The sequence below is a fragment of the Micromonospora sp. NPDC047730 genome, assembly GCF_043204765.1.
Classification (GTDB): Bacteria; Actinomycetota; Actinomycetes; order Mycobacteriales; family Micromonosporaceae; genus Micromonospora.
On the sequence record NZ_JBIDCU010000022.1, the window covers coordinates 40,358 to 62,652 of the forward strand.

Consider the following 22,295-nt stretch of genomic DNA (forward strand, 5'->3'; position numbering starts at 1 on the left):
GGTCGATGATCGTCAACGAGCAGCAGGCGCAGGCGTGGAACGGTTACGAGGGGCGGCACTGGGCCGCGCACCACGACCGCTACGACGCGGTGAACAGCGGGTTCAACGAGGCCCTGCTGGCGGCCGTACGCCCCGGTGACCGGGTCCTCGACGTCGGCTGCGGCAACGGCCAGCTCACCCGGCTGGCGGCCGGGCGGGCGGGCGCCGGCGAGGCGCTCGGCGTCGACCTCTCCGCCCCCATGCTGGAGCGGGCCCGGGACCGGGCCGTCGCCGAGCGGGTGGACAACGTCCGGTTCCACCGGGCCGACGCGCAGGTCCACCCGTTCCCACCAGGGGCGTTCGACGTGGCGTTGAGCCGCTTCGGGGTGATGTTCTTCGCCGACCCGGTGGCCGCCTTCGCCAACATCGGCCGCGCGCTGCGGCCCGGCGGTCGCCTCGCCTTCCTCTGCATGGACGACATCCGCCGACGTGACCTCGGCCAGGTGCTCGCCGCCCTCGCCGCCCACCTGCCCCCGCCGGACGGGGACGGGACGGGGGTGGCCGAGCCGCTGTCGCTGGCCGACCCGACGGTGGTCGACCGGGTACTCACCGCGGCCGGCTTCCTCGACGCCGACTGCGCCGCCGTTGAGGCGCCCCAGGTCTGGGGACGGGACGCCGCCGACGCCGCAGCCTTCCTGGCCGGCTGGGGGCCGATCCGCCACCAGTTCGACCGCGTGGACCAGGCGACCGTCGACCGCGCCACCGCCGCGCTGACCGAGGCGCTGCGCCGGTACGAGCAGCCCGACGCGGTACGCCTGCGCGGCACCGCCTGGCTGGTCACCGCCCGCCGCCCCGGCTGACCGGGGCGGTCGGCCGGCCTTCGACGAAGTCTCTACGATTCGGGTGATGTCACCCAGGACAGCGGCGGCCCTGCGGGGCGGCGACCGGAGTCTGCGCGATCACCTGATCGCCACGGCGGAGCGGCTGATCGCCGACCGTGGCGTGGCCGGGTTGACCGTGCGCGACATCGCCCGGGCCGCCGGCGTGGCCGACGGCGTGCTCTACAACCACTTCGCCGACAAGGAGGAGTTGCTCGCGCACGCGCTGCACGCCCACGTCCGCGCCGCCGAGGAGCGGGCGGGCGGGCCGGCGCCGGAGCCGGGTATCGGGACGGTCGGGGCGAACCTGCGCGCGCACCTCACCCGGGCCCTCGCGCTGCACGCGGCGGTCCTGCCGGCCTTCACCGGGCTGCTGCACCAGCCCCGGGTGCTCGCCCGCTTCGCGGAGCTGCCCAGTCCCGCCGCGGGCGGCTCGGTGCGCGCGGAGCTGGCCGACTACCTGCGGGCGGAGCAGCGGCTCGGCCGGGTGGCCCCGGACGCCCGGCCCGACGCCGTCGCGGCCCTGGTCGTCGGGGTCTGTCACGACCTGGTGCTCGGCCATCTGCTCGACCCGGCCGCCCCGGCCCCGGCCGAGTTGCCCGCGCGGACCGTCGACGACCTGGTCGTCACCCTGCTACGCGGCATCGCCCCGGCGCCCGACTGAGCCGGGGGACCGGGGCCGGGGCGCCTGTCCCGTCGGCGGGGAAACACCGCTCAGCGCAGGCGCGGGAACACCTCGCGTTGGTAGAGGTCGAGCAGGCCCGGCCAGTTCGGCCCCGTGTTGGCGACGTAGACCTCGTCGAAGCCGGCCTTGGCGTACTCGTCGATCTTGGCCAGGTGTGCGTCGGCGTCCCGCCCGCAGACGAACGCGTCCTTCATCATCTCCGGCCGGACCAGCTTGGCGGCCTGCTCGAAGTGCCGCGGCGAGGGCAGCACCTGGGACAGTTCGCCCGGCACCCCGGCGTTCGGCCAGCGCTCGTACGCGATCCGCATCCCCTCCTCCTCGGTCTGCGCGTACGCCGCCTTGAAGCCGGCCTGGCACGGCTTGTCGCCGCCGCCGCCCTCGCGGAACCGCCGGACCAGATCGGCGTCGGGGGACGTGTTGACGAAACCGTCGCCGATCCGGGCCGCCAGGTCGACTGCCTTCGGGCCGAAGCCCGACACGTAGATCGGCGGGGGAGTGTCCGGCAGCGTGTAGATCCGGGCGTGCTCGACGGTGTAGTGCCGACCGTGGTGGTTGACGAAGCCGCCCCGCCAGAGTTCGCGGATCACCGCGACGGCCTCCTCCAGCATCTCCAGTCGGACGTCGGCCTGCGGCCAGACGTCGCCGAAAATGTGCTCGTTGAGCGCCTCGCCGCTGCCCACCCCGAGCACGAACCGGCCGGAGTGCATGACCGCGCTGGTGGCCGCCGCCTGGGCGACGATCGCCGGGTGGACGCGCACCGTCGGGCAGGTGACGGCGGTGGTGACCGGGAGTCGGCAGACCTGGCTGAGCGCGCCGATCACCGACCAGACGAAGGGGCTCTGCCCCTGCGCGTCCGTCCACGGGTGGTAGTGGTCGGAGATCCAGAGCGCCTCGAAGCCGGCCCGCTCCGCGGCGCGCGCCTGTTCGAGCAGCTCCGCCGGCGCGTACTCCTCCGTGGACAGGAAATAGCCGATCTTCATGCTTCCCCCTCGCCGTGTCGTACCGGGTCCAACCAGGCAGCCGGTACCCCGGTGGCCGCCGTCGGAACCGGCCGGGCCGCGCGGGCGGGATCAGCGCCGGAACATCGCACGGATCGCGGCGAGCAGTAGCAGGCCGCCGACCACCAGGCCGAGCAGGCGTACGCCGGGGATGTCGGCCGGGCTCGTCGCGTCGGCCAGCAGCAGGGGATCCATCCCCGAACTGTCCCCAGCTCCGCGCCCGACGGCAACTGTAAGGTTTATTGACTATTTCGTCGGGCGATGTGACCATGGCAGCACCGCCGCCGGTGGCGGGCCGCCGGGGCGCGGAGAAGACGGGGGTACGACGACCACATGAGCGAGCGAACCAGCAGACACCACGCGGGCGGGCCGGCGTGAGCGGGCACGGCGGCCGGACGCCGGGGCATCGGCAGGTGGCGCCCCGCGCCGGGCGGGCCGAGGTGGTGGCGTGAGCGCCGGAAGCCTGGCGGCCCTGGCCGCCGCCGTCCTGCAACCCGGCTTCGTCGGCACCACCCCGCCGCCCTGGATCTGCCGCTGGCTCGGCGAGGGGCTCGGTTCGGTGGTGCTCTTCGCCCGCAACGTGGTTGACCCGGAGCAGGTGGCCGCGCTGACCGCCACCCTGCGCGCCGAGCGCCCCGACGTCGTCGTCGCCATCGACGAGGAGGCCGGCGACGTGACCCGGATCGAGTCCGCCCGGGGCAGCTCCCGGCCCGGCAACTTCGCCCTCGGCGCGGTGGACGACCCGGCGCTGACCGAGCAGGTCGCCCGCGACCTCGGCGCCGACCTCGCCGCGCTCGGGATCACCCTGGACTACGCGCCGGACGCCGACGTCAACTCCAACCCGGCCAACCCGGTGATCGGCGTCCGCTCCTTCGGCGCGGAGCCGGCGCTGGTCGCCCGGCACACCGCCGCCTGGGTGCGCGGCCTCCAGGCCGGCGGGGTCGCCGCCTGCGCCAAGCACTTCCCCGGGCACGGGGACACGCGGGTCGACTCGCACCACGCCCTGCCCCGGATCGCGGTCGACCGGGCCCGCCTCGACGCCGTCGAGCTGGCCCCGTTCCGGGCCGCCGTGGCCGCCGGCGTGCAGGCGGTGATGACCGGCCACCTGCTGGTGCCGGCGCTGGACCCGGAGCTGCCGGCCACCCTCAGCGGCCGGATCCTGGGCGGGCTGCTCCGCGACGAGCTGGGCTTCTCCGGCGTCGTGGTCACGGACGCGGTGGAGATGCGGGCCGTCGCCGGCCGGTACGGCTTCGCCGGCGCGACGGTGCGTGCCCTCGCGGCCGGGGCCGACGCGATCTGCATCGGCGGCGAGCGGGCCGACGAGGAGTCGGCGCGGCTGCTGCGGGACGCCATCGTCGCCGCCGTCGTCGCCGGCGACCTGCCCGAGGAACGCCTCGCTGAGGCGGCCAAGCGGGTCGGTCAGCTCGCCGCCTGGACGGTGACCGCGCGCGCCGACCTGCCGCCCCGGCCCCGCCCCTCCGTCGAGGGCTCCGCCGTCGGGCTGGCCGCCGCCCGCCGGGCGCTGCGGGTCACCACCGCGCCCGCCGGCGTCGGCGCGCTGCCGCTGGCCGGCCCCGCGCACGTGGTGGAGTTCGAGCCGCCGCGCAACATCGCGATCGGCCCGGAGACGCCGTGGGGCCTGGCCGCCCCGCTGGCCGACCTGCTCGCCGGCACCACCACCGCCCGATACGCCGAGGCCGACGTGCCCGCCGACCCGACCGCCGGTGCGGCCGGCCGGTGCGTGGTGCTGGTGGTGCGCGACCTGCACCGGCACGACTGGGTGCGGGCGGCGGTGGGCCGCGCGCTGGCCGCCCGCCCGGACGCGGTCGTGGTCGAGCTGGGCGTGCCCGAGGCGGTCACCGGTGCCGTCCACGTCGCCACCCACGGTGCCACCCGGGCCGCCGCCCGCGCCGCCGCCGAGCTGCTGACCGGTCGCTGACCCGCCGCCCTGCCGACGTCGCCGACCGCCCGGGTCGCCCCGTTACGCCTTGGGGACGACCAGGTCGGCGTACTCGGGGTGGCGGTCGATGAAGGCGGCCATGAACGGGCAGCGCGGCACCACCGGAGTGCCGCGCTCGCGGAGCTGGTCGAGGGTGTCCCGGACCAGCGTCGCGCCGACGCCCATGTTCTGGAACTTCGGGTCCACCTCGGTGTGGGTGAAGACCAGCACCTCGCCGCGCGGCAGGTACGCGGTGAACCCGGCCAGCGCGTCGTCGACCAGGATCTCGAACCGGCGCTTGGCGGGGTTGTCCTCGACCAGGGTGCTCACCCGCCCATTCTCCCCCCGCCACCGGCGAGCCGGTCCAGTTCGGCGAGCAACCGGTCCACCTCGTCCGGGGTGTTGTAGTGGTGGATGCTGGCGCGCACCGCCCCGCCGCTGTCCCGCAGCCCCGTCGCCTGGAACCGTGGCGCGCCCGGTCGCCACGGCGCCGCCACCTGGGCGGATGATCATCACAATGCCGGGGTCGCGGTCGTCTCGTACCCTTGGCCGCGTGACGAACCGACGCGTTTACTCCCCGCTGACCCCCACCCGCCGGGCCACCGGCCTGCTGGCCGGCCTGGCGCTCGGCGTCGCCCTGCTGGCCGGTTGCAGCTCCGAGGGCGCCTCCACCGACTGCGGCCTGAACGCCTGCACGGTCACCTTCGACCGCGGCGTCGAGGCCAGCACCACCATCCTCGGCGTGGAGGCCAAGCTGGTCGGCGCGCAGGGCGACCAGGTGACCGTCGAGGTCGCCGGCGAGCAGCTGACGCTGACCACCGGCCAGCAGGCCACCGACGTCGGCGGCTTCTCCGTGACGCTGGACAGCGTCACCGACCAGGAGGTCAAGATCCGGGTGGCGACCGCCGGCAACTGACCCGCCCGGGGCGGCGGTGGCCGACGTTTGGGGATCTTCGCATTCGGAGATTGTGGCGCCATGTCACTCACCCGGAACGCCGAAGCCACCGCCTCCCGTACGGCGCACAGCCGGTGGCTCGAACTGTTGGCCCGGGCCGGTTTCATCGGCTACGGCATCGTGCACCTTCTGTTCGCCTGGCTGGCGTTGCAGATCGCGTTCGGGAAGCCCGCCGACGACGGCGACCAGTCCGGCGCGCTGCGCACCATCGCCGCCCAGCCGCTGGGCAGGTTCCTCGTCGTCACCATCGCGGTCGGCCTCTTCGCCATGGCGATCTGGCAGGCGCTGGAGGCAGCGGTCGGGCACCGCGCCGAGCGCGGCAAGGAGCGGGTCTGGGAGCGGCTGGCCTCGCTCGGCCGGACCCTCGTCTACCTCTACTTCGCCTGGACGGCCGTCAAGGTCTTCTCCGACGCCGGCTCGAACAGCGCCGACCAGCAGGAGGCGCTGACCGGCCGGGCGATGGAGTCCTCTGGCGGTCGCTGGCTGGTCGGCCTGGCCGGGCTCGTGCTCGCCGCGATCGGCGTCGGCCTGGTGATCTACGGGCTGGTCAAGCGCTTCGAGAAGCATCTCAGGAGCGGTGAGATGAGCCCGCGGACCCGCCAGCTCGCCCGCCGGCTCGGCGTCGCCGGCTACGTCGCCAAGGGCGTCGCGTACGGCATCGCCGGCCTGCTGATCATCCTGGCCGCCGTCAACTACGACCCGGAGAAGGCCCGGGGCCTGGACGCGGCGCTGCACACGCTGCGCGAACAGTCGTACGGTCAACTGCTGCTCACCCTCGTGGCCCTCGGCATCGCCGCCTTCGGCCTGTTCTGCTTCCTCCAGTCCCGGTACCGCAAGGTCTGAGCCTGGTCGATTCCGGGGCCGTCGGGCACTATTGGGCCTTTGCCCCGAAACAGGCCGCCCAGTCCGGAGGAGGAGAGAACCTGTGCAGAGCTACCTCGGGACGATCGTCGCCGCGCTCGCCGCGGCGGCGATCGCCCTGTTCGTCGTCGAGGTCGTGCATCGCGTGGTCCGGCGGCTCGGCCGGCGCTCGCTGCTGTTGACCGAGCTCACCGAGCACGCGCACCGGTCGATCCAGGTCGCCGCCACGGTCCTCGCCGTCCAGTTCGCCGTCCGCTTCAGCACCGGCTACGCGGTCGGCGAGCAGTGGCGGCAGGTGCTGCTGCACGCGCTGGTGCTCGGCGTGATCGCGAGCGTCGCCTGGCTGGTCGCCTCGCTGCTCGTGGTGGCGGAGGACACGGCGCTCGCCCGGTTCCGGGTGGACGTGCCGGACAACCGGCACGCGCGGCGGGTGCGGACCCAGGTGGTGCTGCTGCGCCGGTTGACCATCGCGGTGATCGTCGTCCTGGCGGTCGGCGTCATGCTGATGACCTTCCCGGCCGTACGCGGCATCGGCGCCGGCGTGCTGACCAGCGCCGGTGTCGTCGGTGTGGTCGCCGCGCTCGCCGCGCAGAGCCTGCTGGGCAACGTCTTCGCCGGCCTCCAGCTCGCCTTCAGCGACGCGGTGCGCCTCGACGACGTGGTGGTGGTCGAGGGGGAGTGGGGCCGGATCGAGGAGCTGACCCTCAGCTACGTGGTGGTGCAGATCTGGGACGACCGCCGGCTGATCCTGCCCACCTCGTACTTCACCACCAAGCCGTTCCAGAACTGGACCCGCACGGAGGCGGCCGTGCTGGGCACCGCCGAGTTCGACGTCGACTGGGCGATCCCGGTGCAGGCCATGCGGGAGGAGCTGCGCCGCCTGGTGGAGAGCACCGACCTGTGGGACGGCCGGGTCTGCGTGCTCCAGGTGACCGACGCGACCGGCGGCATGATCAAGGTGCGCGCCCTGGTCAGCGCGGCCGACGCCGGCAGCCTGTGGGACCTGCGCTGCCTGGTCCGCGAGCACCTGGTCGCCTGGATCCGGGACCAGCGGCCGACCGCGATGCCCCGGATGCGTACCGAGATCGGCGACGCGGAGAGCAACCTGCCGTGGCAGTGGGTACGACCCCGCCGGCCGGTGCGCCGCCTCGCCGACGGCGAGGTGCCCGACGACGCCCGGGTCTTCGGCGGCAGCGACGACGGCGACGCCCGCAGCGAGGCGTTCGTCGGCCCCGACGAGCCCGCCGAAACCCGCCGCTGACCCCCGCCCCCGCCCCGCCCCCGCCCCCGCGATCTTGCGCTTTGTGCCCTCCGAATGCGGAGAACGTCCGCTTTGCCGGGGCGGAAAGTGCAAGATCGCGAGGCCGGGTGGGAGTGGGGGCGGGGCAGGGCGGGGGCGGGGGCAGGGCGGGGAGGGGGCGGGGAGGGGGAGGGTCGTGACCTGTGGGGGGTGGGGGCGGTTGGAGGTGTGGGTGGGGTTGTGCCTCGTGGGGTGACCGGGCGGAGTGCGCTGGCTCGGGAAGTTTGACCGGGCGTTTCGTGGGGACCTGCTGCGCGACGCTTCTGCACCTCCTCCCACGCGCCGTCCGCCGGCACGGGGGACGCGGCGAGCCCGGGCTGACCGGCCGCCGCGCGAAGGATTGACGGGCGGCGACTCCGGGCATACAGCGCGGTGATGATGAAAGGAGGACAGCATGGCTGACGTGGCGAACGCCCGCACATCCCGCGACGGGAGCGAGCCGTCCACCGCCGAGCTGGTGCAGCGGGCCACGGAGCAGGTCTCCCGCCTGGTCCGCGACGAGCTGGCCCTGGCCCGCGCGGAGCTGACCCAGAAGGGCAAGCATGCCGGCATCGGCATCGGCCTCTTCGGCGGCGGCGGGGCGCTGGCGCTCTACGGCCTGGGCGCCCTGGTCGCCACCGCGATCCTGCTGCTCGATCTGGTGCTGCCGGCCTGGGCCGCGGCCCTGATCGTCGCGGTGGTGCTCTTCGTGATGGCCGGCGTCCTCGCCCTGGTGGGCAAGAAGCAGGTCAGCCAGGCGGTCCCGCCGGTGCCGGCGGCCACGGTGCGCAGCGTCCGGGCCGACGTCGACACCGTCGCCGCCGCGGTGAAGGACAGGGGTCGGGCATGACGACGGGCAACGGCCGGGGCACCGGCGACACCGAGGCTCTCCGGGAGGAGATCCGGCGGACCCGGGTCGAGTTGGGCGAGACCATGGAGGCGCTCGCCGCCAAGGCCGACGTCAAGGCGCGGCTGAGGTCCTCCGCCGACCAGGCGAAGGAGCGGATGCGGGAGCAGGCCGCGCAGACCGTGGCCCGGGTGCGCGGGCAGGCGGCGCAGAAGGCGCAACTCGCGCGAGGGCAGGCGCAGGAGACGGGCGCGGTCGTCCGGCGCAACCCGGCGCCGTTCGTGGCCCTCGCGGCCGGCGCGGTGGCCGCCGCTATCGTGCTGTTGATCGTCCGGGGGAGGCGCAGGTGAGCAGGAACATCGGGAGGGCCGCGTACAAGCCGGTCGGCGTGCTGATGGGCATCGCCGCCGGTGCGGTCGCGGGCATGATCTTCCGGCAGGTGTGGAAGGTGACGGCGGGCGACGGCGAGGCGCCCAGCGCCACCGACGAGGAGCGCGGCTGGGGCGAGATCCTGGCGGCGGCGGCCTTGCAGGGCGCCATCTTCGCGGTCGTCCGGGCCGCCGTCGACCGGGGCGGCGCGGTGGGCGTACGCCGGCTGACCGGGCACTGGCCGGACTGACCCGGCTTTCGCCGAAGGCCCCCTCGCCGTGGCGGTGAGGGGGCCTTTCGCACGGCGGTAAGCGCCCACCCAGCGGATCTTCGGCATCCGTCAGGTCACATGTCGGAGAATTTCGTCGGGTAGGCTGTGCAGAGTTTTTGCGTACGTGGTTTGCTGTTCCACGCTGTTGAGAGATGGCGTGGGTTGAGAGAAGTCTCCTTCAATGGGGGCCGCCTCAGGCACCGCTGCTCGAAAACGGCCAATCGGCCGCACGGCGTGCTCGGCCGCCAGTTTTAGAAGGAGATACACATGGCGCAGGGAACCGTGAAGTGGTTCAACGCTGACAAGGGCTTCGGCTTCATCACCGTCGACGGCGGGGGTGCTGACGTGTTCGTCCACTTCTCGGCCATCCAGACCAGCGGCTACCGCACGCTGGAGGAGAACCAGCGGGTGGAGTTCGAGATCGCCCAGGGTCAGAAGGGTCCGCAGGCCGAGCAGGTCCGCCCCATCTGAGCACTGCCGGTCGGCAGTCGCCGACCAGTGGATGATCCGACGCCCGGATCACCAGTGAAGCCCCGTATCCCGCCCGGGATGCGGGGCTTTCCGCGTATCCCGGGCACGGTCGGCGCGCCGGGGCCGGGGGCGGGAGCGTGGGGCCGCTCAGCGGCGTCGGCGGGCGCGCAGCCCGGACCAGAGCAGGGCGAGTCCGATCAGGACGACGAGTGGCCCGAGGATCGCCCAGATCCGCTGGTCGGTCATCAGGCTGCCCTCGACGTAGCCGAGGCCCTGCACCGTCCAGACCGCCCCTACGACCACGGCGAGCAGGCCGAGGGTGAGCGGCAGCCAGCCCTTCATCGTGATTCCCCTTCGTCGATCCCCGCCGCGGGGAACCGTCCGACGAGCTGCTCGCTGCCCGGTCCGACCACCCCGACGTGCCACCCCGGCCGGGGGAAGGTCCGCTGCTCCATGCCACCGAGCCTAGTGATCCCGCTTGTGGGGCCGCGCCACGGGCCGTACGGTTAACAAGACGGACGTACGGTTTGGGAGGCTGCGATGTGGGATCCGACGACATACCTGCGCTACGGCGACGAGCGCTCCCGGCCCTTCCACGACCTCCTCGCGCGGGTCCCGGCCGAGCGGCCGCGCGTCGTGGTCGACCTCGGCTGCGGGCCCGGCAACCTGACGGAGGTCCTCGCCGGACGCTGGCCGGACAGCCGCGTCGTCGGCCTCGACTCCTCGGTGGAGATGATCGCGCGGGCACACGCCACCGCGTCCCCGGTCTCCTTCGTGGTGGGCGACGTCCGGGACTGGCGGCCGGAATCCGACGTGGACGTGGTGGTCAGCAACGCGGTGCTGCAGTGGGTCCCCGGCCATCGTGAGCTGCTCGCCCGCTGGGCACGTGAGCTGCCCGGCGGGGCCTGGCTGGCGGTGCAGGTGCCGGGCAACTTCGACGCGCCCTCACACCGGGCGCTGCGCGAGGTCGCCGGCCGCCCGGCCTGGCGCGCCGACCTCGTTCCGCTGCTGCGCGAGGCCCCGGTCGACGACGCCACCGGCTACGCCGGGTTGCTGACCGGTGCCGGCTGCGCCGTGGACGCCTGGGAGACTACCTACGTGCACCTGCTGCCGGCCCGCGCCGACGCGGACCACCCCGTGCTGACCTGGATGGAGGGCACCGCGCTCCGGCCGGTCCGCGCGGCCCTGGACGCCGCCGGCTGGGCCGACTTCCGGGCCGAACTCGGCGTACGCCTCGCGCAGGCGTACCCGGTGCGGCACGGTCAGGTGTACTTCCCGTTCCGACGCGTCTTCATCGTCGCCCGTACCGGCGCCCGTGCAGAGGAGAACATGTGACCGACCTGCAAACCTTCATCGCCGGACTGCCCAAGGTGGAGCTGCACGTGCACCACGTCGGCTCCGCCTCGCCCCGGATCGTCGCCGAGCTGGCCGCCCGCCACGAGGGCCGCAGCCCCGTGCCCGCGGACCCGGCCGCGCTCGCCGACTACTTCGCCTTCCGCGACTTCGCGCACTTCATCGAGGTCTACCTGAGCGTCGTGGACCTCATCCGCGACCAGGAGGACGTCTGGATCCTCACCCACGAGGTGGCCCGCGAGCTGGCCCGCCAGCAGGTCCGCTACGCCGAGCTGACCGTGACGCCCTACTCGCACGTGCACCGGGGCATCCCCGCCCCGGCGTTCTGCGAGGCGATCGAGGACGCCCGCAAGCGGGCCGAGGCCGACTTCGGCATCGAGCTGCGCTGGTGCTTCGACATCCCCGGCGAGGCGGGCCTGCCGGCGGCCGAGGAGACCCTGCGGATCTCGCTGGAGGAGCGCCCGGACGGGCTGATCAGCTTCGGCCTGGGCGGCCCGGAGATCGGCGTGCCCCGGCCGCAGTTCAAGCCGTACTTCGACCGGGCCCGGGCGGCCGGCCTGCGCTCGGTGCCGCACGCCGGCGAGACCACCGGCCCGCAGACGGTCTGGGACGCGCTGCGCGACCTGGGCGCGGAGCGGATCGGGCACGGCATCTCCGCCGCGCAGGACCCGGAGCTGCTGGCCCATCTCGCCGAGCACCGGATCGGCATGGAGGTCTGCCCGACGTCCAACGTGCGGACCCGGGCGGTCGCCAGCATCGACGAGCACCCGTTGCGGCAGTTGGTCGACGCCGGCCTGCTGGTCACCATCAACTCCGACGACCCGCCGATGTTCGGCACCACCCTCAACGACGAGTACGCCGTCGCGGCCCGGCTGCTCGACGCGGGGCCGGAGGGGCTGGCCGCGCTGGCCCGCAACGCGGTGACCGCCTCCTTCCTGGACCCGGCGGGCAAGCAGCGGATCGGCGCCGAGATCGACGCCTACGTGGCGGCCGCCACCCGCTGAGCGGGGCGGGGTAGCCGGCGCGCGGCGTGGCAGGAGAGCGTCGCGCGCCGTGCGGGAAGGTGTGGCGGGAGGAAGTGTGGCGCGCGGCGGGAGCAGGTTGTGGGGGGACCGTTGCTCCCGCCGCGCGCACGGCTCCACCGGCCGGTGGGTGCTCGGGGCAGTGACCGGTGGAACTGATGGGTTCGTGGAAGATCATGCCAGTTCGCGACGGGTCGGCCGCCGCGGTTAATCGGGATCTAAGGAAGACTTGCGCCGGCCCACAGCTCGGCCGACCAGCCCGAACCGGCTGACCTGCCGGGGCGTCGCCTCGGGGTCGGCGAGGAGCATGACCACGCTCGCCCCGCCGAGCCGGGCCCGGTCGATGCTCACCGAGCCGTTGGCCTGCAACGCCACCCGCTTGGCGATGTCCAGCCCCAGCCCGGTGGAGCCCTGGTCGCTGGCACCCCGGCGCAGCGCCCGGTCGGGGTTGGCGATCCCCGGCCCGGCGTCGTCGATCCGGATGGCCACGTAGCCGTCGCGGCGGGAGACCGCCACCTCGAACGCGGTGCCCTGCGGGGTGTAGCGGAAGACGTTGCCGATCACCGCGTCCAGCGCGGCGGCCAGCTCGGCCCGCGGCACCGGCGCCGGGATGCGTAGCTGGGCGCCGGTCACCCGGTGCGGGCGGTTCTGGTCGCCGGCCAGCGCGGCCCAGAACACCATCCGGTCCCGGACCACCTCGCTGACGTCGCACATCGCCGGCCCCGCCTCGTGCGCCACTGCCTTGCGGGTGGTCTTGATCAGCACGTCGATCTCGCCCTCGAGGGTGACGATCGCCTGCCGGATCCGTCGGATGCCGCGCCGCCGATCAAGCTCCGCCGCGCTGAACGAGCCCACGCTGGTGTCGTCGGACTCCAGCGCCTCGGCGTCCAGCCGGAGCACGGTCAGCGGGGTGCGCAGCCGGTGCGACAGGTCGGCGACCAGCTCCCGCTCGTCGGTGCGCGCCGCGGCCATCCGGTCGGCCATCCGGTTGAAGGCGTACCCGGCCTCGGCCAGCTCGCGCGGGCCGCTGGGCTCGACGCGTACGGCCAGGTCGCCGTCGCCGATCGCGAGCGCGGCCCTGACCAGCCCCCGGGCCGAGTCGACCGCGCGGGCGGCGACCCGGTCGACCACCAGCACCGCCGCGCCCACCAGCCCGGCGGCCACCCCGAGCAGCAGCAGCCACCGGCCGCCGGCGCCCTCGTCCAGCGCCGACTCGGGCACGAAGACCTCCACCACGGCGGTGCGGTCGCCGAGCACCACCGGGTCGAGCCGGAGCACCCCGCCGTCGACGTCGACGACCACGGAGCGCCGCTCGGCCCGGGCCCGCTCCAGGTCCGCGCCGCCGGCCCGGCCCGCGGGCCCGTCCGTCCCGAGGCCGTGTACGACGGGCCGGGTGGCCGGGTCGTCGCCGCTGGCGGCCACGGCGCGCTGCACCACGGCGGGATCGGTGCTGACCGCGAGCGCCCCGGTCACCAGCGCGCTGCGGCGGGCGGCATCCGCGAGCGCCTCCTCGCGGGCCCGGTCACCGAGGCCGGTGGCGAGCGGGACGAGGAAGGCGAACGCGACCAGGGCACACATGCCGGCCGTGAGACGGGCCAGCGACGCCCTCAGTCCGGCGCCACCAGCCGGAAGCCGACCCCCCGCACGGTGCGCAGGTAGCGCGGCTTCGCCGCGGACTCGCCCATTTTGCGACGTAGCCAGTAAAGGTGAACGTCGATGGTCTGGTCCTCGCCGACCGACGGCTGCCGCCATACCTCCTCCAGAAGTTCCCGGCGGGACACTACCCGGCCCGGACGTGCGGCGAGATACGCCAACAGGTCGAATTCCTTGCGGGTCAGCGCCAACGGCTCGCCGTCGAGGTGGGCGCTGCGCTCCCCGACGTCCACCCGCAGCCCGCCGACGCTGTGCACGGCCGGCTGCACCGCCCGGCTGGCCCGCCCGGCCCGGCGCAGCACCGTGGTGATCCGGGCGTCGAGGTGCGCGCCGGTGAACGGCTTGACCATGTAGTCGTCGGCCCCGGCGCGCAGCAGCCGGACCACGGACTGCTCGTCGTCGCGCGCGGTGGCGATGATGATCGGCACGTCGGTGATGCCGCGCAGCATCCGCAGCGCGTCCGAGCCGTCGAGGTCGGGCAGGCCGAGGTCGAGCACCACCAGGTCGGGGGTCTCGGCGGCCACGCGGCGCAGCGCGTCCAGCGCGGTGCCCACGGCGTGCACGGCGTGCCCCCGGTCGGCGAGGGACCGCAGCATCGCGCCGCGTACGACGTGATCGTCTTCGACCAGGAGCACGGTGGCCACGCCAAGACGGTACTCGGGGTGGCAAGTTGATCGCGTTGCGGCGCACCTGCGAACCGGGCAAGCTGGTGCAACGATGTCCTTCACGCTCTTTGCCGACACCCGCCTCGCGCTCGCCCGGGACTCGCTCGCCGGCCTGTCGGTCGGCGACGCGCTCGGCTCGCAGTTCTTCGTCCCCGGCCGGCACCCGGCCGACCTGGCCGCCGGCAGGCTTCCCCCGCCGCCGTGGGAGTGGACCGACGACACCGAGATGGCCTGCTCGGTGGTCGCCGCCCTTGCCGCATCGGGCACCATCGACCGGGACGCCCTCGCCATGGCCTTCGCCGAGCGCTGCGAGCCCTACCGGGGGTACGGGCCGGGGGCCGTGACGATCCTGCGGCTGATCCGCACGGGCACGCCGTGGCCGGTGGCGGCCGCCGCCGCCTTCGACGGGCAGGGCTCGTGCGGCAACGGCGCGGCGATGCGGGTCGGTCCGCTGGGCGCGTGGTTCGCCGACTCGACCGCCCGGGCGGCGGCGCAGGCAGGGGCGTCGGCCGAGGTGACCCACGCGCACCCGGAGGGCATCGCCGGGGCGGTCGCGGTGGCGGTGGCCGCCTCGCTGGCCGCCCGGGGCCGGCTGGACGGCCACCGGCCGCCCCCGCGCCGGCTGCTCGCCGGGGTGGCCGCCGCGCTGGACCCGGCCACCGAGGTGCACCGGGGCGTACGCCGGGCCGCCGACCTGCTCGACCGGCCGCTGCGCGAGGCCGTCGACGTGCTCGGCAACGGCTCCCGGGTCACCGCCCAGGACACCGTCGCCTTCACCTGCTGGGTGGCGGCCGTGCACCTGGACGACTACCCGGCGGCGATCGGCGCCTGCGTCGAGGCGGGCGGGGACGTGGACACCACCGCCGCCATCGTCGGGTCGGTGGTGGCCGCGCACACCGGGGTGGGCACCCCCGGCGGGGTGCCCGCCGACTGGCTGGCCGCCCGCGAGCCGCTGCCGGACTGGTCCGCCTGACCCTTCCCGCCGGTCGGGCGGGCGCCGGGGCCGGCGTCCCACGGGTCGCGGGGGCGGTGGCGTCGCCGACCGTGCCGGCGGGGGCGACCGATAGCATCGCAGGAGCCGAACGTTCGGCGTCATCCGTACCGTCTGCTGGAGGAGTGACCGTGTCCGCACCCCGTACCCCCGCCGTGGCCGACCCCGTCGTCGTCGCCGCCGGGACCACGGCGGCCGACGCGGTGGCCGCGGCCGGGCTGCCCGCGGCCGGCCCGAAGGCGGTCGTCGTGGTCCGCGACCCGCAGGGCCAGCTGCGTGACCTGGACTGGTCGCCGCAGGTCGACACCGAGGTCGAGCCGGTCGGCCTCGACTCCCCGGACGGGCTCAACGTGCTGCGGCACTCCACCGCGCACGTGCTCGCCCAGGCCGTGCAGGACGTCTTCCCCGAGGCCAAGCTCGGCATCGGCCCGCCCATCGAGAACGGCTTCTACTACGACTTCGCGGTCGACAAGCCGTTCCAGCCGGACGACCTCGGCAAGCTCGAGAAGCGGATGCAGGAGATCATCAAGTCCGGCCAGCGGTTCCGCCGTCGCCGCTTCGGCAGCCTGGACGAGGCGAAGGCCGAGCTGGCCGCCGAGCCGTTCAAGCTGGAGCTGATCGACGTCAAGGGTGAGGGGCTGGACACCTCCGAGGTGATGGAGGTGGGCGGCGGCGAGCTGACCATCTACGACAACCTCGCCGCGACGGAGGACAAGGTCTGCTGGTCGGACCTGTGCCGCGGCCCGCACCTGCCGAACACCCGGCTGATCGGCGCGTTCAAGCTGATGCGCTCGGCCGCCGCGTACTGGCGCGGGTCGGAGAAGAACCCGCAGCTCCAGCGGGTGTACGGCACCGCCTGGCCGACCCGGGACGAGCTGAAGGCGTACCTGAAGCTGCTGGAGGAGGCCGCCCGGCGCGACCACCGCAAGCTCGGCGCGGACCTCGACCTGTTCAGCTTCCCCGACGAGATCGGCTCCGGCCTGGCGGTCTTCCACCCCAAGGGCGGCATCATCCGCCGCGAGCTGGAGAACTACTCGCGCCGCCGGCACGAGGAGGCGGGGTACGAGTTCGTCAACACCCCGCACATCACCAAGGCGCAGCTCTTCGAGACCTCCGGGCACCTGCAGTGGTACGCCGACGGCATGTACCCGCCCATGGAGATGGAGGGCGCCAACTACTACCTCAAGCCGATGAACTGCCCGTTCCACAACCTGATCTTCCGGTCCCGGGGGCGGTCCTACCGGGAGCTGCCGCTGCGGCTGTTCGAGTTCGGCTCGGTCTACCGGTTCGAGAAGTCCGGTGTGGTGCACGGCCTGACCCGGGTGCGCGGCATGACCCAGGACGACGCGCACATCTACTGCACGCAGGAGCAGATGGCCGGCGAGCTGAAGTCGCTGCTGTCGTTCGTGCTGGACCTGCTGCGCGACTACGGCCTGGACGACTTCTACCTGGAGCTGTCCACCCGCAACCCGGAGAAGTCCGTCGGCACCGACGAGAACTGGGAGCGGGCCACCGAGGCGCTGCGCTCGGCCGCCGAGGAGTCCGGTCTGGACCTGGTGCCGGACCCGGGCGGCGCGGCCTTCTACGGCCCGAAGATCTCGGTGCAGGCGAAGGACGCGATCGGCCGGACCTGGCAGATGTCCACCATCCAGGTCGACTTCAACCTGCCGGAGCGGTTCGGGCTGGAGTTCCAGGCCGCCGACGGCAGCCGGCAGCAGCCGGTGATGATCCACCGGGCGCTCTTCGGCTCGATCGAGCGCTTCTTCGGGGTGCTCACCGAGCACTACGCGGGCGCCTTCCCGGCCTGGCTGGCGCCGGTGCAGGTGGTCGGCATCCCGATCCGCGAGGACCACACCGACTACCTGCACGGCTTCGTCGCCGCGCTGCGGGCCGAGGGCATCCGCGCCCAGGTCGACGCGGGCGACGACCGGATGCAGAAGAAGATCCGCAACGCCCAGCAGCAGAAGATCCCGTTCATGGTGATCGCCGGCGACGACGACGTGGCGGCCGGCACGGTCTCGTTCCGCTACCGGGACGGCTCGCAGCGCAACGGGGTGCCGATCGCCGACGCGGTGGCCCACGTCCTCGACGTGGTCGGCTCGCGGACCAACGTCGGCCCGTCGGCCGCCTGATCCACCACGCTCCGAGATCCACGGAAGGCCCCCCCCCCCCCGCGGGGGGCCTTCCGTGGACGGGCCGTCGGGCGTCAGATCCCGCAGGTCGGGGCGGACCAGGACCGGCTCGGCGTGTTGCCCAGGTGGGTGTGGTCGTTGTGGCCCGGGTAGCCGGGGCCGAGGATGTTGCTGAAGCCGTGGTAGCGGGCCTGCTGGGCGAGCCGGCACAGCGAGGGTGACCCGACCAGGTCGACCCCGTCGCCGTAGAGGTGCCGGCTGTTGCTGGCGCCGCCGACCGCGCTGTTGCAGGCGTAGCTGCGGAAGCCGCTGCTGATGTAGAGCGGTACGTTGCCGAGTGCGCGCCGCATGGCCTGGAGCTTCCACATCGACACGCGGGCGTTGAAGCGGGCGGTGCTGGCCGACACCGCGCCACCGGACCAGTCGCTGTTGCACCTGTTCCACTCCGCGTAGCTGAAGCTGACCGGGGTGCAGTCGTCGTCCTGGAGCGCGTAGATCTGGTTGAAGGTCTGGGGCCCGGCGACGCCGTCGGCGCCCAGCCCGTACGCCTGCTGGAAGCGGATCACGGCGGACCGGGTGCCCGGGCCGTACACCCCGTCGAGGGCGAGCACGGCGCCGTAGCCGGGGTAGCCCGAGACCCGGATCTGGAGTTGCCGGACGTCCTCGCCGGACATCCCCTCGGACAGGGTGCGTCCCCACGTGTAGCAGCCGTCGGCGTGGGCCGCGCCGGCGGTGAAGGTGACGCCGACCACGGTGGTGGCGGCGGTCAGCGCGAGCGCCGCGAGGAATCTGCCGAGCCGTCGGATCACGGAGACCTCCATCGGTCTATGGAAGTAAATCGATGGACGGAATTTTCAATGGTGCTTTTCGATTCGTCAACAACTTCCAGCGCCGGGTTCCCCACGGCGGGCCTCGCCGGTCGTCGGGCCGCTCCGTAGGATCGGCTTGTGGCAGGGGTGGAACGGCACACGGACAGCGGCATGGCCGACGGCCTGGAGCGGCTCTGGACGCCGCACCGGATGACCTACATCTCGGGCGAGGACCGCCCCGAGGGCTACGAGAAGCCGAAGGGGTGCCCCTTCTGCCTCGCCCCCGGCCTGCCGGCGGAGGAGAGCCTCGTCGTCGCGCGCGGCGCGCACGTCTTCGTGGTGCTCAACCTCTACCCGTACAACCCGGGTCACCTGCTGGTCTGCCCCTACCGGCACGTCGCCGACTACACCGACCTCGACGGGCCGGAGACCGCCGAGCTGGCGTCGTTCACCCAGACCGCGATGCGGGTGATCCGCAAGGTCAGCAACGCCCACGGGTTCAACCTCGGGATGAACCAGGGCGGGGTGGCCGGCGCCGGGATCGCCGCGCACCTGCACCAGCACGTCGTGCCCCGCTGGGGCGGGGACGCCAACTTCATGCCGGTGATCGGGCGCACCAAGGTGCTGCCGCAACTGCTCGGGGACACCCGGGAGCTGCTCGCCCGTGCCTGGCCCTCCTGACCCGGCCCGCCGGGGTCGGGATCCCGCGCGGCGGCGGGGACGCCGCCCCGGGGGCGGGCGGCGGAGGTGGCACGATGCGTCGATGGCAGTCACGACACGGACGTTGGGCCGCAGCGGCATCGAGGTCAGCGCGCTGGGAATGGGGTGCTGGGCGATCGGCGGCCCCTGGGCCGAGGGCACGCAGCCGCTGGGCTGGGGCGCCGTCGACGACGAGGAGTCCGTCCGGGCGGTACGCCGCGCGCTCGACCTCGGCGTGACCCTCTTCGACACCGCCGACACCTACGGGGCGGGGCACTCGGAGCGGGTCCTGGGCCGGGCGCTCGCCGGCCGGCGCGACGAGGCCGTGATCGCCACCAAGTGGGGCCACACCTTCGACGAGGCGACCCGCCAGGCCACCGGCGCGGACAGTTCCCCGGGGTACCTGCGGCGGGCGGTGGAGGAGTCGCTGCGCCGGCTCGGCACCGACCGGATCGACCTCTACCAGTTGCACCTCGCCGACCTGCCGGTGCCCCGGGCCGAGGCGCTCGTCGGCACCCTGGAGGACCTGGTCGCCGACGGGCTGGTCCGCGCGTACGGCTGGAGCACCGACCGCCCCGACCGGGCGGCCGCCTTCGGCCAGGGCGCCCGGCACGCCACCGCCGTGCAGCACACCCTCTCGGTGCTCCGGGACGCCCCCGAGCTGCTCGCCGTCTGCGACAAGTACGACCTGGCCAGCGTCAACCGGGGGCCGCTGGGGATGGGCCTGCTCTCCGGCAAGTACACGACCGGCTCCACGCTGCCCCGCGACGACGTGCGAGGGGTCGCACCGGGCTGGCTGGAGTGGTTCCGGGGCGGCCGGCCGGCCCCGGAGTGGCTGCGGCGGGCCGCCGCCGTGCGGGCGGCGCTGACCGCCGACGGGCGCACCCCCGCCCAGGGCGCGCTGGGCTGGATCTGGGCGCGCAGCGGGCGCACCGTCCCGATTCCCGGCTGCCGCACCGTCGCGCAGGTCGAGGAGAACGCCGCCGCCCTGCACCGGGGGCCGCTGCCGGCCGACCAGTTCGCCGAGGTGGAACGCCAGTTGGCGGCGCTCCGCTCGGCCGCGCTCCGCGAGGCCGACCGCCCCCACCACCCGAGCCCCATGCTCCCCACCGCCCGCCCCTGACGGGCCCCGCCCGCCGGGTCACCGTCGATCACGCAGTTGTGGTGGGCGTCGCGCCCCGGATCGCCCGTTTCGTCGGGCAGCTTCACCGCGCCGGGCGGCACGCCGCCACAACCGCGTGAATCGACCCCGCGAGGAGCCCGGTCAGGGGTGGCTGCCGTGTTCCTTGCGGACCTGGTCGGCCAGGTGGGCGGGCATGGGGTCGTAGCGGACGAAGTGGCGGCGGAAGGTGCCGGTGCCCGACGTCATCGAGCGCAGCTCGACCGCGTAACGGAGCAGCTCCGTGGCGGGCACCTCGGCGCGGACCAGGGTGCGCCCCTCGGCGTCCGCGTCCGGCTCGGTGCCGAGCACCCGGCCGCGCCGCCCGGACAGGTCGCCCATCACCGCGCCGACGGACGAGTCGGACACCCGGATCACGACCTCGTCGACCGGCTCCAGCAGCGCCGGCTGGCCCTTCTCGGCGGCGTCCCGCAGCGCCAGCGCGCCGGCGGTCTGGAAGGCCGCGTCGGAGGAGTCCACGCTGTGCGCCTTGCCGTCGAAGAGGGTCACCCGAAGGTCCACCACCGGATGGCCGGCGACCAGGCCCCGCTCCATCTGGGCGCGTACGCCCTTCTCGACGGAGGGGATGTAGTTGTGCGGCACCGCGCCGCCGACCACCCGGTCGACGAACTCGAAGCCGGCCCCGCGCGGCAGCGGCTCGACCTCGATGGCGCAGACGGCGTACTGCCCGTGGCCGCCGGACTGCTTGACGTGCCGGCCGTGCCCCTTGGCCGGGACGGTCAGCGTCTCGCGCAGCGCGACCCGGACCGGCTCGGTGTCCAGCTCCACCCCGCCCGCGCGCAGCCGCTCCAGCACCACGTCGGCGTGCGCCTCGCCCATGCACCAGAGCACCAGCTGGTGGGTCTCCGGGTTGCGCTCCAACCGCATGGTCGGGTCGCCGGCGACCAGGCGGGCCAGGTTGCGCGCGAGGGCGTCCTCGTCGGCCCGGCTGTGGGCCACGACGGCGACCGGCAGCAGCGGCTCGGGCATCTCCCAGGGGGCGATCAGCAGCGGGTCGTCCTTGGCGGAGATCGTGTCGCCGGTCTCCGCGCTGCCCGACTTGGTGATCGCGCAGATGTCGCCGGCCACGCAGGCGCCCACCTCGCGCAGGCTCGCGCCCAGCGGGGTGTAGATGTGCCCGACCCGCTCGTCGGCGTCGTGGTCGGGGTGGCCGCGCTCGGCCATCCCGTGCCCGGAGACGTGCACGGTCTGCTCCGGGCGCAGCGTGCCGGAGAAGACCCGGACCAGGGAGACCCGGCCGACGTGCCGGTCGACGGTCGTCTTGACCACCTCGGCGACCAGCGGGCCGTCCGGGTCGCAGGCCAGCGGCGGGCGGGGCGAGTCGTCCACCCCGGCGACCGCCGGCAGCTCGTGCTCCAGCGGCGACGGGAAACCGGCGGTGAGCACCTCCAGCAGCGCGTCCAGCCCGACCCCGGTCTCCGCGCAGACCGGCACCACCGGGTAGAAGTGGCCCCGCGCGACCGCCTTCTCCAGGTCCTCGATCAGCACCTCGGTGCCGATCTCCTCGCCCGAGAGGTAGCGGTCCATCAGGGACTCGTCCTCGCTCTCGGCGATGATCCCCTCGATCAGCTCGTTGCGGGACTCGACGATGGCCGGCAGGTGCTCCGGGTCCGGCTCGCGCACGTCGGCCGGCAGGCCGGCGGTGTAGTCGAAGACCCGGCGGGTGATCAGGCCGAGCAGGCCGACGGTGGAGACGCCGTCGTCGCCGAGCATCGGCAGGTAGAGCGGGAGCACGTTGTCGCCGAAGACCCGCTGGCAGAGCGCCACCGCCTCGTCGAAGTCGGCGCGCGGGTGGTCGAGCCGGGCGACGGCGACGGCCCGGGGCATGTCGACCGCCGCGCACTCCTCCCACAGGGCGGCGGTGGCGGCATCCATCCCGTCGACGGCGGAGACCACGAACAGCGCCGCGTCGGCGGCCCGCAGCCCCGCGCGCAACTCGCCCACGAAGTCGGCGTAGCCGGGGGTGTCGAGCAGGTTGACCTTGATCCCGTCGTGTAGCAGCGGCGCGCAGGCCAGGCTCACCGAGCGCTGCTGGCGTACGGCCGCCGGGTCGTGGTCGCAGACGGTGCTGCCGTCGGCGACGGTGCCGGCCCGGCCGATCGTGCCGGTCGCCGCGAGCAGCGCCTCGACCAGGGTCGTCTTGCCCGCTCCGGAGTGCCCGACGAGCACCACGTTGCGGATCCGGCCCGGCTCGGTCACCACCGGCGCGCCGCCGGCGGCCCCCTTCTCCTGACTTTTCTGCGCCATGGGGCGCACCTC

25 protein-coding genes are annotated in these 22,295 nt (G+C 74.2%); 16 read left to right on the forward strand and 9 right to left on the reverse strand.

Features of this window, described 5'->3' with window-relative positions:
- Positions 1-5 precede the first annotated feature (5 nt).
- Complete coding sequence (locus tag ACGF5G_RS31520; protein ID WP_393269544.1) at positions 6-839, forward strand: class I SAM-dependent methyltransferase; 834 nt, start codon at positions 6-8, stop codon at positions 837-839.
- A gap of 46 nt (positions 840-885) precedes the next feature.
- Complete coding sequence (locus ACGF5G_RS31525) at positions 886-1,521, forward strand: TetR/AcrR family transcriptional regulator (protein ID WP_393269546.1); 636 nt, start codon at positions 886-888, stop codon at positions 1,519-1,521.
- A 50-nt stretch (positions 1,522-1,571) separates the two neighbouring features.
- Here the strand turns inward: ACGF5G_RS31525 and ACGF5G_RS31530 are convergent, their stop codons facing one another.
- Positions 1,572-2,522: a TIGR03557 family F420-dependent LLM class oxidoreductase gene (locus tag ACGF5G_RS31530; protein ID WP_393269547.1), complete on the reverse strand. Its 951-nt coding sequence runs from the start codon at positions 2,520-2,522 to the stop codon at positions 1,572-1,574.
- Between the two features lie 90 nt (positions 2,523-2,612).
- Positions 2,613-2,735, reverse strand: a complete 123-nt coding sequence (locus ACGF5G_RS31535) for a hypothetical protein (RefSeq protein WP_255474757.1) — start codon at positions 2,733-2,735, stop codon at positions 2,613-2,615.
- Positions 2,736-2,988: 253 nt separating this feature from the next.
- Here ACGF5G_RS31535 and ACGF5G_RS31540 point away from each other — a divergent pair, with 253 nt between their 5' ends.
- Positions 2,989-4,479, forward strand: a complete 1,491-nt coding sequence (locus ACGF5G_RS31540) for a glycoside hydrolase family 3 protein (protein ID WP_393269550.1) — start codon at positions 2,989-2,991, stop codon at positions 4,477-4,479.
- 42 nt (positions 4,480-4,521) lie between these two features.
- Here ACGF5G_RS31540 and ACGF5G_RS31545 read toward each other — a convergent pair whose 3' ends face one another.
- Positions 4,522-4,809, reverse strand: a complete 288-nt coding sequence (locus tag ACGF5G_RS31545; RefSeq protein ID WP_393269552.1) for a GNAT family N-acetyltransferase — start codon at positions 4,807-4,809, stop codon at positions 4,522-4,524.
- Complete coding sequence (locus ACGF5G_RS31550; RefSeq protein WP_393269555.1) at positions 4,806-4,976, reverse strand: hypothetical protein; 171 nt, start codon at positions 4,974-4,976, stop codon at positions 4,806-4,808. The genes ACGF5G_RS31545 and ACGF5G_RS31550 overlap by 4 nt, the downstream gene beginning before the upstream one ends.
- A gap of 56 nt (positions 4,977-5,032) precedes the next feature.
- Here ACGF5G_RS31550 and ACGF5G_RS31555 point away from each other — a divergent pair, with 56 nt between their 5' ends.
- From ACGF5G_RS31555 to ACGF5G_RS31585, 7 genes are all read left to right on the forward strand, one after another.
- Positions 5,033-5,395 (forward strand): hypothetical protein, encoded by a 363-nt coding sequence (locus ACGF5G_RS31555; protein ID WP_393269557.1) that lies wholly within the window; start codon positions 5,033-5,035, stop codon positions 5,393-5,395.
- A gap of 60 nt (positions 5,396-5,455) precedes the next feature.
- Positions 5,456-6,277 (forward strand): DUF1206 domain-containing protein, encoded by an 822-nt coding sequence (locus tag ACGF5G_RS31560; protein WP_393269561.1) that lies wholly within the window; start codon positions 5,456-5,458, stop codon positions 6,275-6,277.
- Between the two features lie 82 nt (positions 6,278-6,359).
- Complete coding sequence (locus ACGF5G_RS31565) at positions 6,360-7,556, forward strand: mechanosensitive ion channel family protein (RefSeq protein WP_393269563.1); 1,197 nt, start codon at positions 6,360-6,362, stop codon at positions 7,554-7,556.
- A gap of 433 nt (positions 7,557-7,989) precedes the next feature.
- Positions 7,990-8,424, forward strand: coding sequence for a phage holin family protein (locus ACGF5G_RS31570; protein ID WP_357697725.1), 435 nt, complete (start codon positions 7,990-7,992; stop codon positions 8,422-8,424).
- Positions 8,421-8,771 carry a DUF3618 domain-containing protein gene (locus ACGF5G_RS31575; RefSeq protein ID WP_357452201.1) on the forward strand — a complete coding sequence of 117 codons (351 nt, stop codon included), beginning with the start codon at positions 8,421-8,423 and terminating at the stop codon, positions 8,769-8,771. Before ACGF5G_RS31570 ends, ACGF5G_RS31575 begins: the two co-directional genes overlap by 4 nt.
- 8 nt (positions 8,772-8,779) lie before the next feature.
- Positions 8,780-9,040: a DUF4235 domain-containing protein gene (locus ACGF5G_RS31580; RefSeq protein WP_393269667.1), complete on the forward strand. Its 261-nt coding sequence runs from the start codon at positions 8,780-8,782 to the stop codon at positions 9,038-9,040.
- A 288-nt stretch (positions 9,041-9,328) separates the two neighbouring features.
- The gene (locus ACGF5G_RS31585; RefSeq protein WP_007075740.1) at positions 9,329-9,532 is read left to right on the forward strand and encodes a cold-shock protein; all 204 of its coding nucleotides are present in this window, start codon (positions 9,329-9,331) and stop codon (positions 9,530-9,532) included.
- Positions 9,533-9,679: 147 nt separating this feature from the next.
- Here the strand turns inward: ACGF5G_RS31585 and ACGF5G_RS31590 are convergent, their stop codons facing one another.
- On the reverse strand, positions 9,680-9,874 hold the full coding sequence (locus ACGF5G_RS31590; protein WP_393269566.1) for a hypothetical protein: 195 nt from the start codon (positions 9,872-9,874) through the stop codon (positions 9,680-9,682).
- A gap of 198 nt (positions 9,875-10,072) precedes the next feature.
- Here ACGF5G_RS31590 and ACGF5G_RS31595 point away from each other — a divergent pair, with 198 nt between their 5' ends.
- Together ACGF5G_RS31595 and ACGF5G_RS31600 are read left to right on the forward strand one after the other, a co-directional pair.
- Positions 10,073-10,867: a trans-aconitate 2-methyltransferase gene (locus tag ACGF5G_RS31595; protein WP_393269569.1), complete on the forward strand. Its 795-nt coding sequence runs from the start codon at positions 10,073-10,075 to the stop codon at positions 10,865-10,867.
- Entirely contained in the window at positions 10,864-11,889 is a 1,026-nt protein-coding gene (locus ACGF5G_RS31600; protein WP_393269572.1) for an adenosine deaminase, read from the forward strand. Before ACGF5G_RS31595 ends, ACGF5G_RS31600 begins: the two co-directional genes overlap by 4 nt.
- 225 nt (positions 11,890-12,114) lie before the next feature.
- Here the strand turns inward: ACGF5G_RS31600 and ACGF5G_RS31605 are convergent, their stop codons facing one another.
- The gene (locus ACGF5G_RS31605; RefSeq protein ID WP_393269574.1) at positions 12,115-13,485 is read right to left on the reverse strand and encodes an ATP-binding protein; all 1,371 of its coding nucleotides are present in this window, start codon (positions 13,483-13,485) and stop codon (positions 12,115-12,117) included.
- 29 nt (positions 13,486-13,514) lie between these two features.
- A complete protein-coding gene (locus ACGF5G_RS31610) occupies positions 13,515-14,204 on the reverse strand; it encodes a response regulator transcription factor (RefSeq protein WP_357452216.1) in 690 nt (229 codons plus the stop codon).
- A gap of 73 nt (positions 14,205-14,277) precedes the next feature.
- On the opposite strand from ACGF5G_RS31610, the gene ACGF5G_RS31615 reads away from it, so the two are divergent.
- Together ACGF5G_RS31615 and thrS are read left to right on the forward strand one after the other, a co-directional pair.
- Positions 14,278-15,198: an ADP-ribosylglycohydrolase family protein gene (locus ACGF5G_RS31615; protein ID WP_393269577.1), complete on the forward strand. Its 921-nt coding sequence runs from the start codon at positions 14,278-14,280 to the stop codon at positions 15,196-15,198.
- 149 nt (positions 15,199-15,347) lie between these two features.
- Positions 15,348-17,348 (forward strand): threonine--tRNA ligase, encoded by a 2,001-nt coding sequence (gene thrS, locus ACGF5G_RS31620; RefSeq protein ID WP_393269580.1) that lies wholly within the window; start codon positions 15,348-15,350, stop codon positions 17,346-17,348.
- Positions 17,349-17,422: 74 nt separating this feature from the next.
- Here thrS and ACGF5G_RS31625 read toward each other — a convergent pair whose 3' ends face one another.
- The gene (locus ACGF5G_RS31625; RefSeq protein ID WP_393269584.1) at positions 17,423-18,169 is read right to left on the reverse strand and encodes a D-Ala-D-Ala carboxypeptidase family metallohydrolase; all 747 of its coding nucleotides are present in this window, start codon (positions 18,167-18,169) and stop codon (positions 17,423-17,425) included.
- A gap of 159 nt (positions 18,170-18,328) precedes the next feature.
- Here ACGF5G_RS31625 and ACGF5G_RS31630 point away from each other — a divergent pair, with 159 nt between their 5' ends.
- Entirely contained in the window at positions 18,329-18,838 is a 510-nt protein-coding gene (locus ACGF5G_RS31630) for an HIT domain-containing protein (RefSeq protein WP_350706683.1), read from the forward strand.
- An 82-nt stretch (positions 18,839-18,920) separates the two neighbouring features.
- Complete coding sequence (locus ACGF5G_RS31635) at positions 18,921-19,979, forward strand: aldo/keto reductase (RefSeq protein WP_393269587.1); 1,059 nt, start codon at positions 18,921-18,923, stop codon at positions 19,977-19,979.
- Positions 19,980-20,120: 141 nt separating this feature from the next.
- Here ACGF5G_RS31635 and ACGF5G_RS31640 read toward each other — a convergent pair whose 3' ends face one another.
- The gene (locus ACGF5G_RS31640; RefSeq protein WP_393269591.1) at positions 20,121-22,283 is read right to left on the reverse strand and encodes an elongation factor G-like protein EF-G2; all 2,163 of its coding nucleotides are present in this window, start codon (positions 22,281-22,283) and stop codon (positions 20,121-20,123) included.
- Positions 22,284-22,295 lie beyond the last annotated feature (12 nt).